This is a genomic window from Bradyrhizobium ingae (genome assembly GCF_055791185.1).
In genome coordinates, this window is record NZ_JBVUBB010000001.1 from 280,641 (window position 1) to 297,312 (window position 16,672).

Annotated in this window: 16 protein-coding genes; 5 read left to right on the top strand and 11 right to left on the bottom strand. The window is 61.4% G+C overall.

Annotation, left to right across the window (positions count from 1 at the left end; translation table 11 throughout):
- Positions 1–5: 5 nt before the first annotated feature.
- From ACV1FX_RS01325 to ACV1FX_RS01345, 5 genes are all read right to left on the bottom strand, one after another.
- Complete coding sequence (locus tag ACV1FX_RS01325; protein WP_473115728.1) at positions 6–1,013, bottom strand: ABC transporter substrate-binding protein; 1,008 nt, start codon at positions 1,011–1,013, stop codon at positions 6–8.
- A 254-nt stretch (positions 1,014–1,267) separates the two neighbouring features.
- Positions 1,268–1,981, bottom strand: a complete 714-nt coding sequence (locus ACV1FX_RS01330) for an IclR family transcriptional regulator (protein ID WP_473115729.1) — start codon at positions 1,979–1,981, stop codon at positions 1,268–1,270.
- A gap of 26 nt (positions 1,982–2,007) precedes the next feature.
- Complete coding sequence (locus tag ACV1FX_RS01335) at positions 2,008–2,931, bottom strand: SMP-30/gluconolactonase/LRE family protein (protein ID WP_473115969.1); 924 nt, start codon at positions 2,929–2,931, stop codon at positions 2,008–2,010.
- A 16-nt stretch (positions 2,932–2,947) separates the two neighbouring features.
- On the bottom strand, positions 2,948–3,994 hold the full coding sequence (locus ACV1FX_RS01340; RefSeq protein ID WP_473115730.1) for an amidohydrolase family protein: 1,047 nt from the start codon (positions 3,992–3,994) through the stop codon (positions 2,948–2,950).
- Entirely contained in the window at positions 3,991–4,665 is a 675-nt protein-coding gene (locus ACV1FX_RS01345; protein ID WP_473115970.1) for an RraA family protein, read from the bottom strand. The genes ACV1FX_RS01340 and ACV1FX_RS01345 overlap by 4 nt, the downstream gene beginning before the upstream one ends.
- Positions 4,666–4,846: 181 nt before the next feature.
- Between ACV1FX_RS01345 and ACV1FX_RS01350 the strand changes: the two genes are divergently transcribed.
- The 3 genes from ACV1FX_RS01350 to ACV1FX_RS01360 all read left to right on the top strand — a co-directional run bounded on the left by ACV1FX_RS01350 (position 4,847) and on the right by ACV1FX_RS01360 (position 9,245).
- A complete protein-coding gene (locus ACV1FX_RS01350; protein ID WP_473115731.1) occupies positions 4,847–5,815 on the top strand; it encodes an ABC transporter substrate-binding protein in 969 nt (322 codons plus the stop codon).
- 119 nt (positions 5,816–5,934) lie between these two features.
- Entirely contained in the window at positions 5,935–6,957 is a 1,023-nt protein-coding gene (locus ACV1FX_RS01355) for a Bug family tripartite tricarboxylate transporter substrate binding protein (protein ID WP_473115732.1), read from the top strand.
- A 788-nt stretch (positions 6,958–7,745) separates the two neighbouring features.
- The gene (locus tag ACV1FX_RS01360; RefSeq protein ID WP_473115733.1) at positions 7,746–9,245 is read left to right on the top strand and encodes a porin; all 1,500 of its coding nucleotides are present in this window, start codon (positions 7,746–7,748) and stop codon (positions 9,243–9,245) included.
- Between the two features lie 97 nt (positions 9,246–9,342).
- Here the strand turns inward: ACV1FX_RS01360 and ACV1FX_RS01365 are convergent, their stop codons facing one another.
- The 4 genes from ACV1FX_RS01365 to ACV1FX_RS01380 all read right to left on the bottom strand — a co-directional run bounded on the left by ACV1FX_RS01365 (position 9,343) and on the right by ACV1FX_RS01380 (position 12,688).
- Entirely contained in the window at positions 9,343–10,083 is a 741-nt protein-coding gene (locus tag ACV1FX_RS01365) for a Crp/Fnr family transcriptional regulator (RefSeq protein ID WP_473115734.1), read from the bottom strand.
- 96 nt (positions 10,084–10,179) lie between these two features.
- Positions 10,180–10,572, bottom strand: a complete 393-nt coding sequence (locus tag ACV1FX_RS01370; RefSeq protein WP_473115735.1) for a Rieske (2Fe-2S) protein — start codon at positions 10,570–10,572, stop codon at positions 10,180–10,182.
- 36 nt (positions 10,573–10,608) lie between these two features.
- Positions 10,609–11,526: a VOC family protein gene (locus ACV1FX_RS01375; RefSeq protein WP_473115736.1), complete on the bottom strand. Its 918-nt coding sequence runs from the start codon at positions 11,524–11,526 to the stop codon at positions 10,609–10,611.
- A 37-nt stretch (positions 11,527–11,563) separates the two neighbouring features.
- Positions 11,564–12,688, bottom strand: coding sequence for an FAD-dependent oxidoreductase (locus tag ACV1FX_RS01380; protein WP_473115737.1), 1,125 nt, complete (start codon positions 12,686–12,688; stop codon positions 11,564–11,566).
- Between the two features lie 213 nt (positions 12,689–12,901).
- Between ACV1FX_RS01380 and ACV1FX_RS01385 the strand changes: the two genes are divergently transcribed.
- Complete coding sequence (locus tag ACV1FX_RS01385; RefSeq protein ID WP_473115738.1) at positions 12,902–13,468, top strand: carboxymuconolactone decarboxylase family protein; 567 nt, start codon at positions 12,902–12,904, stop codon at positions 13,466–13,468.
- Here ACV1FX_RS01385 and ACV1FX_RS01390 read toward each other — a convergent pair.
- Positions 13,465–14,439, bottom strand: a complete 975-nt coding sequence (locus ACV1FX_RS01390; protein ID WP_473115739.1) for a D-2-hydroxyacid dehydrogenase family protein — start codon at positions 14,437–14,439, stop codon at positions 13,465–13,467. The two genes, ACV1FX_RS01385 and ACV1FX_RS01390, sit on opposite strands and share 4 nt — an antisense overlap.
- A gap of 169 nt (positions 14,440–14,608) precedes the next feature.
- On the opposite strand from ACV1FX_RS01390, the gene ACV1FX_RS01395 reads away from it, so the two are divergent.
- Positions 14,609–15,397, top strand: coding sequence for a cyclase family protein (locus ACV1FX_RS01395; protein ID WP_473115740.1), 789 nt, complete (start codon positions 14,609–14,611; stop codon positions 15,395–15,397).
- A gap of 8 nt (positions 15,398–15,405) precedes the next feature.
- Here ACV1FX_RS01395 and ACV1FX_RS01400 read toward each other — a convergent pair whose 3' ends face one another.
- Positions 15,406–16,458 carry an amidohydrolase family protein gene (locus ACV1FX_RS01400; protein WP_473115741.1) on the bottom strand — a complete coding sequence of 351 codons (1,053 nt, stop codon included), beginning with the start codon at positions 16,456–16,458 and terminating at the stop codon, positions 15,406–15,408.
- Positions 16,459–16,672: the final 214 nt, after the last annotated feature.

Below are 16,672 nucleotides of genomic sequence, written 5' to 3' on the forward strand. Positions count from 1 at the left end.
CGATCTCAGTCGCCGGATCCTTCGCTGACCGGTGCAAAGAACACGTCTTGCCATTTGGCAGGCGCCGTCTTGATCATCCCGAGCTTGGCCATGAAGTTGGCGTAAGCCATGATGCCGTGCGGTTCGGTCGACCATTTGTTGTCCCGGATCATCGCCGTCAGCGTTTCGCCGGAGATATCGAAGGGTTCTGACTTGAGGTAGATCTCGCCCGCCTTGGCCGGATTGGCGCGGATGAAATCTTCTGCCTCGCGGACCGCCTCGACGATCCCCCGCGCGGCTTGCGGTTGGGCGTCGACAAATTTTCCGGTCGTTGCAAGCAGGCCGCTGGTGGCGGGGTGGCCGAGGATCTCGTCCGATGTCGTGACGACATGGAGCTTGGGATTCTTCTCCAGAACCGTAATGAAGGGATCGTTGCCGAAGTAGCCGTTGATTGTGGTCGACCCACTCAGCATCATCGCGGTCGCGTCCGGGTGGGGCAGGCCGACCATCATCGTATCGAAGTGCTTGAGCGCACTTTCGCCCAGCGTCTTCACGCCCGCCATCCGCAGCAGGATGGCTTGCGGCGAACTCAACGCGGTAACTGCGATCCGGCTCGTCGCCGGAAAGTCAGTGACCGTCTTGATCGCGGGGTCCGACGTGTAGAGCGAATAGCGGCCCATCGAAAGCGGAGTGAGGCCGCGGACGTTGTAGGACTTTCGCGTCTTCTCCCAAGCGACCAGCAGGCCCGGGGCACCGTAGGCGCCGATCTCGATGCTGCCGCTGAGCAGGGAGTCGTTGATCGCGGGGGCGCCGCTGAGCTTCTTGATCGCGACCTTGGTGCCGACCGCGCCCTGCGCGGCAACGTTCTTGTCGAACAGTCCAAGGGCATCTGCCACGATGATCGGAAGATAGCCGATGCCGTTCTGCATCGCGATCGTGATGTTGGCCCCAGCGCTCGCTCGGCGCGCGACGCATGGGACGATGGCGGCGGCGACACCGAGTTTCAGGGCCTGACGCCTGGAAACCGTTGCCATCCCTGCCGTGTCGAAACCCGGCCGTGGAAATATCTTGCATGTTGCGTCGGCGGGATTACTCGCCATCGCCATTCGCTCCCTACAACCCGGGCGTTCTCAACGCCTCTTTCGTTCGAACGCGTCTTGCGTCCGAAACTGATTTAGCAGTTTAGAACGGCGTTGCAAAAGGGAAAATGAAACGACGTTCTAATATCGCATGCGGCATCGTGTCGGTGCCGGCCGAACGTGGTTCCAACGCGATTCCAGGTGGATGGTCAGGTTTGCATTGCGCCGCCGAGCGCCGTGGAGAGCGCTTCGGCCTCGTCGCGAAGCAATTTTCGCGCTTCATCGGCCCGCTTCCTGGTCCAGCGGGACGCCGGACCCGTGATCGCAAGCGCGCCGAGCAGACGCCCCCCGGCACCGAACACCGGCATTGCCAATGAGGCGACGTGAGGATCAGTCACGCCGCTGGTATAGATGGGAACCTCGATCGCAGATGAGGGTTTTCCGCGGGCTGGATCGAACTTCTGCAGCACTTGCGCGATGGAGGACTTGTCCATCGGGCGCAGGTCGCCCGGGCGAACGTGCATGCGCAGGGGAAAAGGTGAATCGAGCCGGAAAAGGCAAAGCCGCTGGTCGCCCCGTCGGATATAGAACGACGCGGTCTCGCTGGAGACGGCGACGAGTTTTTCCAGGGCCGGCATCACGTGGGCCTCGAGTGCGAACGAGGAGAGATAGACCGAACCGAGGCGGGCAATCTCGGTCCCCAGCCGGTAGCGCCCATCTGGAATCCGCTCGATCAGGCCGAACCGCTCGAGCGACACGCACAGCCGCATAATGGTGCTTTTGACCAGATCGGTTCGCTTCGCGAGTTCAGTCAGTTCAAGCGCGTCGTCGCCGCGTTTGAACGCCGTCAGAACGGTCAAGAGGCGATCGGCCGAAGCTACGCCTGCGACTTTCGGACGGGCGCGGACTTTTCGATCCATCATGTGAAGCACGCGGTATTCCAGTTGGCTCAACGCCCATGGGCGTACATCGGTGCGCCGGCGACGTCGAGCGTGGCACGCAGAATAGAGCCGGTCTGCGATTCCGTGATGAACAGATCATGCCCGGATGGGCCGCCAAACGCCAGATTTGTCGTCGAAATGCCCGCGCAGGAGACGATACGTCGGAGCGGTTCGGCGGTGCGAGACAGGTGCCAGACCGATCCAAAGCCGGTGTGGGCGATAAGCAGGCCGCCGTTTTCATCGAGGGCAAGGCCGTCGGGGCCGCCAAGGCCGCCGTGAAGCTGGGCAAAGACTCCGACTTTCGTGGTCAGGCCGCTACGTCCCAACGGAATTCGCCAGACCTGCTGGGCGCGCGTGACGGCGATCAGAACGTGCGTCATCTCGGGATCGATGACGATGCCGTTAGGGCTTGGGACGGTGTCGAGCAGGCAGGTTAGCTGGCCGGCGGCGCTCAGGCGATAGACGCGTCCCGTTGGATCGTGCAGGCCGGTCTGGCCCTGGTCGGTAAAGTAGAGATCGCCGTTCGGCGCGAATATCAGGTCGTTGACGCCCTTGAAGCCTTCCGATGCTGCGGTTTCCAGGAACGGCGTGATGGCGCCCGAGGCTGGATCGAGCAGAACGATGCCGCGCTTATAGTCGGTGATGAAGATGCGCCCGTCGCGGTGGATCTTCAGCCCGTTGGGCCAGCCGTCATACTCCGTGATCAGCTCCCAATCGCCGCCAGGGGAGATGCGGAATATCCTGCCGAAGGGAATGTCGGTGACGTAGAGCCGGCCCTCGCGGTCGAAGGAGGGCCCTTCCAGGAAACTGTCGATGGCCAGCCCGCCGCGATTGGCGTCGGCCCAGGCCGTGTTGCGGGGCTTCCGGAAGCGGTCGGGCAGGCGCGTGAATACGGTGGTGTCCAGGTGAGGCGGTGGTGCAAAGAACATCAGCTTCGACCCGCTGTTGTTAGAGTTCGAGATCGGCGGCGGAAAGACCATAGGTTCGCACCGCCGTGCCGCAGAACAGTTCGTGCCGTTCCGATGGCGTTAACTCCTTCGTCATTGCCTTGAATGCGTTCCAGAGCGACACATAGCTGACCATGCCCTTGTCCACCGGGAAATTGCTCTCGAACATGCAGCGTGATGGCCCGAACAGTTCGATCGCGGTCATCACATAGGGCGCCCATGCGAGGGCGAGAGTGGTCGATGATGGCGGCTCCGGCTGCTCATGCAAATCAAATCCACCGATGCGCATCGCAAGCCCGCCGAGCTTGACGATGACGTTGGGAAGCTCGGCGAGCAGCTTCAGGTCCGCGGACCATTCCGCGAAGACTTCCTCGCGGCGATTCCGATAACGGCCGATCCCCAACGGACCTCCGAGATGGTCGAGCACGATCAGGGTCTCGGGACAGGACCGCGCCAGCTCGGCGAACTCGGCGAGCTGGGTATGATAGGCCCACACATCCAGTGTCAGGCGATATGAGGGCAGGCGGCGTGCGCCCGCCACGAACTGTGGATGCGTGAGCAGGCCGGGTTTCGGCGGTACCGGATTTGAGACGATATCCGGATCGGCATGCCAGGCGGTTTGGTTGCGGATGCCGCAAAACCGGTCGCCGCCGGCCCGACGCAGGACATCCAGCACGGCATCGACGCGGTCCCCCAGCATCAAATCGGCAAAGCCGACGATGGCGGCGCAGGCCCGGCCCCGGCCATACAACCCGCTGGCCGCCTGTGCGGCGATACCGTTGGCGAATTCTACCTCGCCGACGGGTTGGAGTTCCGATGGCAGGCCAGCGCGATACATCGACCGGCTCTGGACGAAGACAGTGGCACGGATGTCGTGTCCGCTTCGCATGTCCGCCAGCAGTTCGTCGAACAGATATCGCTGCCCCGGCCGGTCCCACAGATGGTGATGGGCGTCGACGATCGGTAATTCGGGCTCGATGGCCTGTTCGCGGCAGAGCGCCAGCCAGTCCGGTCGCACCGGAATGTGTGGCGCCGCCGCCGCGCTCACGACTCGATCTCGCATCCCAGCCGCTTGAGGGCGGCATCGATCCAGCTGCGATCACTGCGTCCTTCGGCGATCGCGACCATTTGCTTTTCTTCAGCCGCGTGTTTGGCGGCAGCGGCCGTATAGATCGTTTCCGTGTGGTCGAAGGGCACGCAGAGCAGCCCGTCATTGTCGCCGATCACGAGGTCGCCCGGGTCGATCACCATGCCGTCGACGGCAATCGGGACGTTGATTTCACCGGGACCGTCCTTGTATGGGCCGCGATGGCTGATACCGGCTGCAAACATCGGAAAATCATGCTCGGCAATCCAGGCGGAGTCGCGCACGGCGCCGTTGATGACGATGCCGGCGAGTCCGCGCTTCTGAGCGTGCGAGATCATCATTTCGCCGATCAGCGCATTGGTGAGGTCGCCGCCGCCGTCAACCACGATCACGTCGCCTGGTGCCGCGATGTCGATCGCCTTGTGGATCATCAGGTTGTCGCCCGGCCGAGTTTTCACGGTCACCGCGGGTCCGGCCATTACGCCGCTGCGATGCAATGGTCGCAGGCGCGATCCCCCCGCCGTCATGCGTGACATGGAGTCGCTGATATTGGCGACCGGGATGGTGCGGAACCGCTCGACGACGTCAGCGCTAACTGCGCGCCGGCGCTTCAAAATTCGAAATCCAATCATGGACTTGTCCTCCCTTATGTTGAGCGCGGCTCCGAATTGGAGTTCTCGCGCCTCCGCTTGCCCCGTTGACACGCGGACGTGAGCCGGGTAGCTAATTTGAAACGGCGTTTCAAAAATAACATTTGGAGGAAAGATGCAAGCCCTCTTTTCGCGGCGGGCGTTGGTTGGCGGGGCTGCTGCCATGGCCGCGGCGGCGGGTTGGACACCCGCAAGAGCCGCCAGCTCCAAGACGGTCACCATCGCAATTCAATATGGGTATGCCTACCTGCCGGTCGTCATTGCCGACCGCCAGGGGCTCTTTGCCAAGCATGTTGCGGCGACGGGGGCTGCCGACGTCACGGTGAAGATCCAGAAGATCAGCGGCGCACCCGCGATCAACGATGCCCTGATCAGCGGTTCCATCGATATCGGCGCCTACGGCCTGCCTGGAATGCTGATCGCAGCGGAAAAAACGCGCAGTTCGATCGACATTCGCGGTCTGGCGGCGCTCGTCGCCGGCGACAACGGGCTTTACACCAACAAACCCGACGTCAAGTCGCTGGCCGACTTCAAGCCGACCGACCGCATTGCGGTCACCTCGACGACCGGCCAACAGGGCCTGTTGATGCGAATGGCGGCTGAGAAGGCTTTTGGCGAGGGGCAAGCCCGGCGCTTGGACACCATGATGATCCAATTGCCTCATCCCGATGCGACCGCGGGCCTCGTCACCGGCGGAACCATCAGCGGCTATGCCGCACCGCATCCCTACAGCGACATCGTCGAGAAGAGTCCGTCGGTTCATCGGCTGTTCTTTTTCTCGGAATATCTGGGAGCGAAGGTCACGAGCGGGCTGCTCGCAACGACGGGAGCGTTCGTGAAGAAGAACCCGGAGATCGCGGCGGCCATCGTCGCGGCGATCGACGAAGCCGGTGCATTCATCAAGGCCAATCCGCGCCAAGCCGCCGAGATCTCGCTCGACGCGGAGAAGACATCGCTCTCCCTCGACGAAACCGAACTGATGCTGAAGTCCGTTACGGGCGAATGGGGCGTGCAGCCGCAGGGGGTGATGAGCTTCGCAACGTTCATGGCCAGGGCAGGGCTGTTGAAGGCTGCGCCGGCGAAGTGGCAGGACGTTTTCTTTCCACCGGTCTCAGGAGGAAGTGGAAGCTGAGCGGCGGCGCGGGGACGGCCCACGCAGGCTCTCAGGCGAGGTAAGACCGTCGCCATGCATCTTGACCGCCGAGCGGCAGAGCCGCTCGGCGAAGAACCGCACGAGGACGAGAGGGGCTCATGACCATCGATTTCAACACCTGTCCGACCGCGAAAGACATCGACAAGCGTGGACAGACGCGACGAAGCATCATCTTGGCGGCCCTGCTGTCGCCGATCGCGCTGGCTGCCCGCGCCGAGCCGAGCTGGCCTGCAAAGCTGATAACCTATGTCGTCCCCTATCCCCCGGGAGGAACTACCGACATCCTCGCGCGCACGATTGGGCAGGGACTCTCGGACAACCTCGGCGTCCCCGTCATCGTGGAAAACAAACCCGGTGCGACGGGAGTGATCGGCGGAGCTTTCGTCGCCCGCGCAGCGCCGGACGGCTACACATTGCTGGGTACCTCCATAGGGCCTCAGACCATCGTGCCGCATCTGATGCGTCAGCTCCCGTACGATCCGAACAAGGCTTACGAGCCGATCGTGCTGGTCGGCACGGTTGCGCACCTTCTCGTGGTCCCGGCGAGCAGCCCCTATACTTCAGTGCAGGCCATCGTCGCGGCGGCAAAGGCAAAGCCTGATCTGATTTCGTTCGCGTCGGGTGGGATCGGAACAATCCTCCAGATGCAGGGAGAATTTCTTCGCCTGCAGGCAGGCGTGAATATGCTCCACGTGCCATACAAAGGCGACGCGCCGGCAATGCAGGACGTCATGGGCGGCCAGGTTACGTTCGCGTTCCTTCCTGCTTCGGCCGCATTGCCCCAGGTGCAGGCCGGCGCACTCAGGGCCCTTGCCGTGACGTCGGCACATCGGCTGCAGGATTTGCCTGAGGTCTCGACCATGACGGAGCTGGGTTTCAAGGACTTCGTCGTGGAGCAGTGGCAAGGAATCTACGCACCAACCGGGACGCCCGCAGCCATCGTGCAGCGATTGAACGAGATTGCCAACCGCATTTTGAAGGAGCCCGCTGTCATCTCACGCCTCGACAAGCTCGGCGTGACGATCGTCGGCGGCACGCCTGACGTACTCGCGCAACGGCAGGCCGCAGATTATGAGCGATGGGGCGAGGTCATCAAGGCTGCCAACATCAAGCTCGAATGAATTTGGACCGATCGGAATCGACGGTTGCCAGCGCGCGCTATAAGCGGAAGTCCACCGCGTAGCTTCTTCCAGTCCGCGCCCTTCACGCATTGCGAGATCGCGCCGTAGAAAATGGAGCGCCCGACGCCCTTACAGGGTGCGGCGGTAATTTCTTCAATTGTTGCCGCTTCGGCCGATCTATCGGAGCATGCTGCCTACAATCCCGATGTGACCGTCCTCTCGCGTGGCGTCATTGCACCCAACGCATCGGAGCCGTGCATGTCGCCGGAGAGGGTGAACCGTCCGCTGTTTGGCGACACGGGCGACTCGCTGGCGCAGGGCATACCGACGAGAGCGGAAAACGCGATCAACTCTTCCACGATTGTCTCGGTAATCCGCGTCGCGAATGCGTCGGTCCAACGTTGGGCGGGCACGGGTCTTCCAACTGAAGAGTGTTGACGGCCGGCAGGTCTGTCATTGCTGATTGCCCGATCCCCGCGGAGAAGCCGACGGTACGAAACGTACGCTTGTCGCGATATAGCGTTCGCACCGTACGTTTGTGACTCAATAAGAGCACGCCGAGCCAGCAAGGACGCCCGTCTGCTCGTTTCGTACGAAGTTCACACGCCTTTGTGAAACGCAATCTGCCAACTTGTTCGCGCGATGAGCGGAAAAGTCCGCGCCGTAGCCCTTTGGTCCAAAGCGATCAAAGGGCAGACAAAATGCCCTGTTCGTCAACAGGGAATCGGGGGGACGAAGGTGGTTGGTTTTTAGCTGCCACTTTTGAAGAAGTCATTTGGAGACTGAACATGCGGGTGGTGAATAGCCTGGTTCTTGGCTCGGCAGCGGGATTGATCGTCATGGGCGGAGCCCAGGCGGCTGATCTTCCCGTCAAGGCCAAGGCGGTCGAATACGTGAAGATCTGCTCCCTGTATGGGGCCGGATTCTACTATATCCCCGGCACCGATACGTGCATCAAGCTCAGCGGTTATGTGCGCGCCGACGTCGTGCTGAACACCAGTCTCGTTTATGGCCCTCCGACCTTTGGCAGCGCTAGCGCCAATAACCGCTTGACCAACTACTACGGCACGCGCACTCGTGAAGACCTGAACATCGATACGCGCACCGCGACCGAATACGGCGTGGTCCGTACATACTTTGATGCGGCGTTTTCCTGGACAAGCGGCAGCGTCAGCGGCACGCCAACGGCTCCCGGCTCCACGACATATGCGGGTGACAGCGTTGGTGGCGGTTCGCTGGGCCTCTACCATGCGTACATCCAGTTCGCGGGCTTCACTATGGGCAGAACATGGTCGCAGTTCAGCGCGCCGTGGACCAGCTATCCCGGCAACAGCTTCGATGCTCTCGTCGGCGGCAGCGGCAATGTTACCGGCGTGAACCAGGTCAGCTACACCGCTGACTTCGGTCAGGGCGTGACAGCAACGATCTCGGCGCAGGATGAGGCTCTCGACTTCACGACCAGCATCTGGAACGTTTCCGGCTCGACGGCTGCAGGCATCATCGGCGGTGCATATGGCGTGAACGATGTCGGCGGCGTCGTTGTTCCCGATGTCGTAGGGATGGTCCGCGTCGATCAGGCCTGGGGTCTATTCCAGGCGTCTGTCGCCGCTCACGATAATCACACTGCGTATTACGGCGCGACCGAGTCGACCGGTCATGCCGCCGACAAGTGGGGTTGGGCTGGTCAGCTCTCGTTGTCGATCAAGAATATCCCGACCGGTCCGGGGGACACGGTCAACGTCCAGGGCGTCTACACCAACGGTGCCAGCCGCTACAACTTCCATACCTTGGCTCCGACGTCGTTCTCGATGTACGGCAGCACGGGCGTCGTAGGTGCCTATCAGAGCCTCGGTATGGCCGGCGTGTCCGATGCTGTCTTCGTCACGGGTGGTGACCTCCAGCTCACCACGACCTACGGGTTCCGCGGCGCATACACGCATAACTGGGATCCATACTGGAATTCGGCGATCTACGGTTCGTGGGGTGCGGTGCGATACAACGGCACGGCCAAAGCGGCGATCTGCGGGAGCGCCGGCATGGTCGCTCTCGCCCTGACCGGCGTTTGCAACCCCGACTTCAACTACGCCGCGGTTGGCCTCATTACCCGCTGGACTCCGGTCAAGAACCTGACCTTTGCGGCCGACGTCACGTACTCGATGCTTGATCAGAAGTACTCGGGTACGATCGCCTCTCCCGCGTCCGTCTCACTTGCCAAGCCGGCCGGCGTGTATGAGCTGAAAGACCAGGGCGCAGTGACCATGCTCCTGCGTGCGCAGCGGAACTGGTGAGCGCGGTGGTTCGCCGTGCCCCGGCAAAATAGCCTCCAAGAAAGACCTCCGATGTGCCCATCGGAGGTCAACTCAGCGGCGATCGAGCGACCGCCAGCTAAGCGGAAATTCCTGCGGGTTGATCCACGCACGGTGGAGGCGGCAGGTAGGCGCCGGCAATAATACCGTAGCAACTACAGGCCTTTTGCTCGAGCTGTTTGCGATCATCGACCTGCAAGACGCCCCGCATCTTGCGAATCAGGCCTTGTTCTTCAAATCGAATAAGAGTCTCGGTGACTCCCGCCCGGCGCAGCCCCAAAACGTTGGAGAGATGGTCATGCGTGACGGGAAGAACGCAGCCGTCGAGCGCATCACATGTCAGGCATAGCCAGCACGCCAACCGCTGTTCGAGATTGTGGCGAACTCCGCACAGTCCGGTTTGAGCTCCGTGCATAACGAGTGCCTGAACATATTGCAGCAGATGTTCGCGAATCTGGTCGCGTTCGCTCATGGCGCGGCGCAAATCATGCACCCGAATTCTCAGCGCACTTCCGGGAAAAAGCACGACCGATTGATGTGTCGTAACATGCCCATCAAACAGGAACGAAGCGCCGACCGCGCCGCGAAACCCAACAACCGCCGTCTCCAATATGCTTCCTGCTGCGACGATTCTCTGGGAGACGATACCGGTTTCGACGAAATAGATGTGTTCGACGGGCTTCCTTGGCTCTTGCAGGATCGCTCGTTCTCTCAGGACTGTCGGCTCGAGAGATGGTCCAAGGGCTGCGAGATCCGGTAGCGAAAGGCCCGCTAGAATTGCATTCCTTACAAATGGTCGCCTATTGGACTGCGCGATCATCTAATCTATTCCCCCGATTCGAAAGTGCGCCAGGTTCGTCCTGACGAGTCCAGCGAGCTCCTCCTGCGCCGCTTGGTGCGGCTGTTCTATTGTGCTTCAGGTTCGGCCGACGAACAGGTCGGTCTGGCCGCCCGCATCGCGTGGAACCGTGATCGCTCCATCAACAAGAGCAACGGCGACAGCCTCTAGCGCTTGCCCCAAGCACGGACCGGCGACGCAGCGTCCCGTCTCGACTTCGAATTGCGCGTTGTGCGCGAAGCAGATGATGCGCCGTCCGTCGGCTGACAGAAACTGATCCTGCGCATATTCCAGCTCCGCTCCTGCATGCGGGCATCGATTGACGTAGGCGAACACACGCTGACCACGACGGACAGCGAAGATTGCCCGGTGTCTGCCGTCGATTGGCGCAAAGCCGCGGGCTGCGCCGTCCGGAATGTCCTCGATCCGGCATAGCGTATGCACATGATCGTGCTTGACGTCATCCTCCATGCGGGCACCGGCACCAGTTCAGAATGCGCGCCACCGCTATCGTCCCCGCATCAAGGGCGTACCGAACTGCCAGATCGCCGCGTTGGCATCGACCAGTTGTGTCTCGCGCGGCTTCCAGGAATCGTCATGAATATCCATGTCGGCATCAAATTCCATGGCGCCGCCAAATGGGCTGTTGAAGTACCAGAAGTAGTTGGATCCAAAAATGTGCCGGCCTGGCCCCCAGAACGGCTTCCAGCCTTTGCCCTGAAACTGCGTGCCTGCTTGCATGACCTCGTGGCCGCTGCCGACGTGAAAAGCCATGTGGTTGAGGCCCACCGTCATGTGAGGGACTTTCATCAGAAACAGGTTGTGATGTTCAGCCGTTCCGGCCGGGCGAAGAAACGACCCGGCACCGGTAAAGCGATCGGTCACGACAAACCCCAGCCGTTCGACATAAAAGCGCTCGGCTTTATCGAGGTCCGGCACAAAATAGACGATATGTGAAAAGCTGCGCGGCTTGATCAGGGCTTTGGGATCGCAGGCGACCTGGTTTGGTGCACGCTGCGGCGGCAACCCGGCCACGTTGATAAGGACCGGTTCTGCCTGGTAGGCACGCCGATACGACAACTGGAACGCAATCGGATACCCGCTGTCGTCGTAGGAATGCAACGTGCCATCGCTGTCGAGCTTGACCTGGCGGTCCTTGCCAAGCTCGGCGCCAATCGCTTCGAGCACCGATTTATCGCGCACGGCCCAGATCGTCTCACGTAGATTGGGCGGCGGAGCGATCGAAGCGGGCAGGCAGGCGTCGTTCGCCGCGCGAATCACCAACTGGGTGCCATCCAGTGCTTCGGCGTTGAGGCCATTTGAGCCGTTTTCGACGGCGCTCAACCCAAAGTCGGCGCAGTAGCGCCGCGACGCATCGACATCCTCAACCCCGAGAACCGCAGCGTTCAGACCGACGATGTCCATGCTCTTCTCCTTATCGAAACTGTTTTCGAGCCACCGGTTAGAACGGCTGCGCCAAGGCCATCGCGGATTGCATTGACACGGCGGTTTGCTCGTCCACGGGGGCAGCTTTCATCTCAAGCTCACCAATGAGGGCGGAGTTCTCCACGACGAGCCGACAGCGCTCGAAACGGCGGGTCATGAAGCGTGGCAGCGCCTCCTCGACGTGGCTAGCGGCCATCAGCTCTTCTGCAAGCACGATCGCATCTTCGACACCGATCGTAGCTCCTGAGGCGAGATGCGGTGTCGTCGCATGCGCGGCGTCACCGATCAGCACACAGCGATTCCTGTACCAGGGGCGAGGTAGCAGCAGCTTCTCGAGTGGACGATAGACGATGCGCGAGTGCGAACCGAGCCCGTCACGCACGCGCGCCACCGCTCCGCCGAAGCTTTCGAGCAGCGCTGCGAGTGGTTTATGAAGGTCGGTATCCGGCACACGCGGATTGTCCGGCACGTGCTCGAGTACGAACATGTACATTTCCGATGCCGATACCGGATTGACACCGACCTTCACCGGGCCGCCCAGGAAAATGTGCGGGCCATCGATCTCTGGCGGTCTGGGAGCGATGGCGCGCCAGCAGCCTTGCCCGGTGAAGCGAGGCCGCGGAGCATCGGGGAATATCAGCGGTCGCATGCGCGAATTGATTCCATCGGCTCCTACGACAAGATCGTAGTCCGCGTGAGATCCATCACTGAAGGCGACCCGAACACCCGATTTGGTGTTTTCGAGCGCGTCGACCGTCAATCCGATACGGACCGTGGTGCCCGCTTCAAGGGTGGCTTCCGACAGTATGACGTGCAGGGCAGGGCGCATGATGCCGCCGCCGTTGGGTATTGTGCCCCCAAGCTGCCGTGCTGTCGGTAGCGCAAACAGGACGTTGCCTGTGCGGTCGCAGACCTTCCTGACATCGGAACAAAATCCGTCATGCTGAATCCGCTCCAGCAGGCCAAGCTGGTGGAAAGCTCGCAGGCCCGGCGCAGTCAGTGTGAGGCCGGCTCCGTAAGTGCCCCAATTCGCGCTGAGCTCCGCGATGTCTGTTGCGACGCCGGCTCGGCCGAGGCCGATGGCCAGCGCCATGCCGCTAACGCCTCCACCTACGATGAGCACGCGATCGATGTTCGGCATGTCTCCCTTGCCCTCGATTGCTGTCGGCTCTTTTTTAATCCGAGCCGTTCTCTCCCTGACGGCAGCGCGCCGCAGCTTTCCTTCTTGTTGCGTCGTTGATATTCTCGTAAGAAGGAATAGTCAATGAGGAGTTGCCGTTGTCCGTTTCGAAACGTCGGAAGGGGCCTCCGGTTGTTGGCTGAGGCCGGTCATTTGCAGGATGAGAGATCGATCATGACGCGTATTCCCCTGGTCACCGCGGAAAGCCTTTCGGCAGAACAGAAGCCCGTTTATGACGCAATCGTCGGAAAGGCGAACCGGGGAGGGCGGCTGCCTGCCCCTTACCAGCTCTCACTGCATTGTCCGGAGCTGACCGACAAATGGCAGGAGATAGGTGAGCTTCTGCGCTATCGCACTGGTCTACCGCGCCGGATCAGCGAACTTGCAATCCTCACGACGGCCCGTCACTGGTCGTGCGACTTCGAATGGTATGCCCACGCCGGCCCGGCGCGCGCGGCAGGTTTGGCTGATACGATCATCGAGGCTATCAGGACCGGCGCAAAACCCACGTTCCATGAGGCCGACGAACAAGCGGTCTATGACTACGTCTCGCAACTGTTGCGCACGCACTTCATAGAGGAGGAGACCCACGTGGCCGTCAGGCGGGCTTTCGGCGTCACCGGTGCCGTCGAGCTCACCGCCATTGTCGGCTACTACGTGATGGTGGCGATGGCGCTCAACGGTCACGCATATCCTTTGCCAGCGGATGCGCAGGGCTTGTTACCGAAGCTTTCGTCCTAGCCCGCATTTGCCGGTGGCGGCCGCAATACCCGGATCGGGTTGCCGCCGGCATAGGCGAGGATGTTTTCGACCGTCTGCCGATAGAAATCGCGATAGGCTTCGTGAACCACAAAACCGAGGTGTGGCGTCAGAATCGTGTTCGGCAACTCGCACAACGGATGGTCGGCGGGCAGGGGCTCCTGGCAGAAGACATCCAGGCCCGCCATGGCAATTCGCCCGCGGGTCAGAGTTTCAACGAGTGCTGCTTCATCGATGATCTGACCACGTGAAGTGTTGATCAGGATTGCGGTGGGCTTCATCAACGCGAGCTCGTCGGCGCCGACCGCCTTTGCGGTCCGTTCGCTCAAGACCATGTGGATGCTGAGCACGTCGCTTTCGCGAAAGAGCGCCTCCTTCGCTACCCGTCGCGCGCCGGCGTTCGCGGCGGCTTCCTCAGTCAAGTTTTGACTCCAGGCGATCACTGACATCCCGAATGCTCGACCGATCTCCGACATGCGCCGCCCGATCCGGCCAAGGCCGAACAGGCCGAGTGTTTTGCCATGCAACGTCATTCCAACGCTTGTTTGCCATTTCCCGGCCCGAAGATTGCGATCTTCCAGTGCAATGCGGCGTGCGGCCGCGAGGATCAGGCCCCAGGCCAGCTCAGGCGTTGCATGGGTGCTGTCGGAATTGAATTCTGTAAAGCAGACGGTGATGCCAAGATCGGCTGCCGCCTGGAGATCTAGCGTCCGGTTGTGGGTGCCGGTGATGCAGATCAGTTTCAGGTTCGGAAGCCGAGCCATCAAACTGCGGCCGAATGGCATCCGCTCCCGCATCAGGCACAGCACGTCATAGGCCGCGAGCATCGCCGGCGCGGTATCGGGCGGGATCGGCTGGGCGAAGCTGTCCACTCTCGCGGTCCGCTGTACCGCGGACCAGTCGGCAACGTCGAGCGCCACCTGCTGGTAGTCATCAAGGATAGCGATCTTCATTCTCGAAACTCGCTTGGAATGATGCCTCTGCGAAGGAAGTACCCGTCTCGAAAGGCGGGGAATACAGCTCGAGCCGCCACACCTGCGGTGTTCTTGACTATTCTTTTTGGAAGGAAATATGATGCGAATATCCGCGCTTGTCTAGCGCGCAATAACTTCGGAGGAACCCATGGGACGCAAACTGATCGACATTTCGGCCGCGTTGCGCGCCGGCATCAAAAGCGATCCGCCCGCCAATTTGCCGGAGATCGACTATCATGATCATCATCAGACGGCCCAGAGAATGGCCGATTACATGGGTATTTCGGTCGACCAATTGCCGGACGGCGAGTACTGCGCAAGGGAGCAGGTGCGCATCTCGACGCATAATGGCACCCATCTCGATGCGCCCTATCATTTCTTCTCGACCATGAATCATGCGTTGAAGCCGGGTGGTGAACCCTCCTGGCGCATTGATGAGGTGCCGCTCGAATGGTGCTTTCAGCCTGCCGTGAAGCTCGATTTCCGCCACTTGCCGGATGGCTATGTCGCAACGCCCGGCGATGTTGAGGCGGAACTCAAGCGGATTGGGCACGAGTTGAAGCCGCTCGAGATCGTTGTCGTCAACACGGCAGCAGGTGCACGTTACGGAGAGGATGATTACGTCGATCGCGGGTGCGGTATGGGCAAGGCAGCGACGCTATGGCTTCTGGAGAGGGGCGTGCGGCTCGTCGGTACGGACGGCTGGAGCTGGGACGCCCCGTTCTCCTTTACCCGCCAACGGGTCCAGGAGACCGGGGATGTCGGCCTGATCTGGGAGGGGCATCGCGCCGGCCGCGAGATCGGTTATTCGCATCTCGAGAAGCTGCAAAATCTTGACGCCCTGCCGGCCGACGGTTTCGAGATCGTGTGCTTCCCCGTGAAAGTCTATCGGGGGTCGGCCGGCTGGACGCGGGCGGTCGCCATCCTGCCCGGCTAGCGTTTGGCTCAGTCCAGGCCGAGCAACCGACGGGCATTGCCGCCGGCAACGGCTGCAATGCTCGTTTCATCAAGGCTGCCAGAGACCACATGTCCGACTGGATCGTAATCGGCCATGTCGAACGGGTAATCCGTGCCCATCAGGATGCGATCCGCGCCGAACACACGGACCAGATAGTCGAGCTGATGCGGGGTGAACACCACGGTGTCGAAATACATGCGCCGCAAATACTCCGACGGTGGCTTGGGTAGCGTTCCCCGCGAATCCGAACGCGCGCCCCAAGCATGGTCCATGCGTCCGGAATAGGCGGCGGCGTAACCGCCCCCGTGCACCGCGAGGATGCGGAGATCCGGATAACGTTCCAGCACGCCGTCGAAGATGAGGTGGTGAATTGCGACCGTCGTATCGAGCGGATTGCCGATGACGTTGCCGAAGTAGAAGCGCGCAAGTCGACGGGGCTCGGTAAATCCGGCAGGGTGAATGACGATCAGCATGCCGAGCGCCTCTGCCTTCGCCCAAAACGGCTCGATGCGCGGATCCGAGAGTTCGAGGCCGGCAATGTTGGTCAGAATCTGGACCCCCTTGAACCTAAGTTCGCGCGAGCACCGTTCGAGTTCCTCGACGGCGGCAGCGGGCTCCGACATCGGCACCGTGCCGAACGGAATGAGACGATCAGGGACGCGAGCGGAAAATTCGGCCATTCCGTCGTTAACGATACGCGCGGCCTTCACCGCAATATCGGCGGGCACATCATAATAGCACTGTCCCGGAGAGGGTTTGATCACCTGGCGTTCGATGCCCATGGCGTCGAGTTCGGGGAGGCGTTCAGCGAGATCGATCATGCGCGACCGGCGGTCGGCGTGCTGCTTTGCTCCGAGCGCGAGAGTGGAGGCGTCCGCGGTCTCATGGCTCTTTGGGAGATGAGGCTTGACCAGTTCAGCCGCTGCGGCAACGACCATATGGGAGTGGATGTCGATCGTTCCGGATCGTGGCCGGCGGGTCGACGTTGACGGAGCCGGCCGTGCGGCAGTCGCGGCGTACTTGTTCCAGATCTCGTCCATGTCTCGTTTCCTCCGGATTGTTGAGCAAGCATCGCCGGGGGGCGCGTCGGGTGTCAACGTGACAGATATTCTTTTTCGAAAGAAATTTTGTTGACAGGTAGCGAGCCGCCCGCAATAAATCGATCAAGAACGGACGAAGCATATTCCAGCCGTCTTGGCGGGATGCTGTTCGCGCGATGGAAGCGCCGTCCCAACGGCGACAATGAACAAGGCG

Bases quoted from the DNA above. Each gene is read 5' to 3' on its own strand.
- ACV1FX_RS01325 (WP_473115728.1), bottom strand. From the start codon at position 1,013: ATGGCAACGGTTTCCAGGCGTCAGGCCCTGAAACTCGGTGTCGCCGCC.
- ACV1FX_RS01330 (WP_473115729.1), bottom strand. From the start codon at position 1,981: ATGATGGATCGAAAAGTCCGCGCCCGTCCGAAAGTCGCAGGCGTAGCT.
- ACV1FX_RS01345 (WP_473115970.1), bottom strand. From the start codon at position 4,665: ATGATTGGATTTCGAATTTTGAAGCGCCGGCGCGCAGTTAGCGCTGAC.
- ACV1FX_RS01350 (WP_473115731.1), top strand. From the start codon at position 4,847: ATGGCCGCGGCGGCGGGTTGGACACCCGCAAGAGCCGCCAGCTCCAAG.
- ACV1FX_RS01355 (WP_473115732.1), top strand. From the start codon at position 5,935: ATGACCATCGATTTCAACACCTGTCCGACCGCGAAAGACATCGACAAG.
- ACV1FX_RS01360 (WP_473115733.1), top strand. From the start codon at position 7,746: ATGCGGGTGGTGAATAGCCTGGTTCTTGGCTCGGCAGCGGGATTGATC.
- ACV1FX_RS01365 (WP_473115734.1), bottom strand. From the start codon at position 10,083: ATGATCGCGCAGTCCAATAGGCGACCATTTGTAAGGAATGCAATTCTA.
- ACV1FX_RS01370 (WP_473115735.1), bottom strand. From the start codon at position 10,572: ATGGAGGATGACGTCAAGCACGATCATGTGCATACGCTATGCCGGATC.
- ACV1FX_RS01375 (WP_473115736.1), bottom strand. From the start codon at position 11,526: ATGGACATCGTCGGTCTGAACGCTGCGGTTCTCGGGGTTGAGGATGTC.
- ACV1FX_RS01380 (WP_473115737.1), bottom strand. From the start codon at position 12,688: ATGCCGAACATCGATCGCGTGCTCATCGTAGGTGGAGGCGTTAGCGGC.
- ACV1FX_RS01385 (WP_473115738.1), top strand. From the start codon at position 12,902: ATGACGCGTATTCCCCTGGTCACCGCGGAAAGCCTTTCGGCAGAACAG.
- ACV1FX_RS01390 (WP_473115739.1), bottom strand. From the start codon at position 14,439: ATGAAGATCGCTATCCTTGATGACTACCAGCAGGTGGCGCTCGACGTT.
- ACV1FX_RS01395 (WP_473115740.1), top strand. From the start codon at position 14,609: ATGGGACGCAAACTGATCGACATTTCGGCCGCGTTGCGCGCCGGCATC.
- ACV1FX_RS01400 (WP_473115741.1), bottom strand. From the start codon at position 16,458: ATGGACGAGATCTGGAACAAGTACGCCGCGACTGCCGCACGGCCGGCT.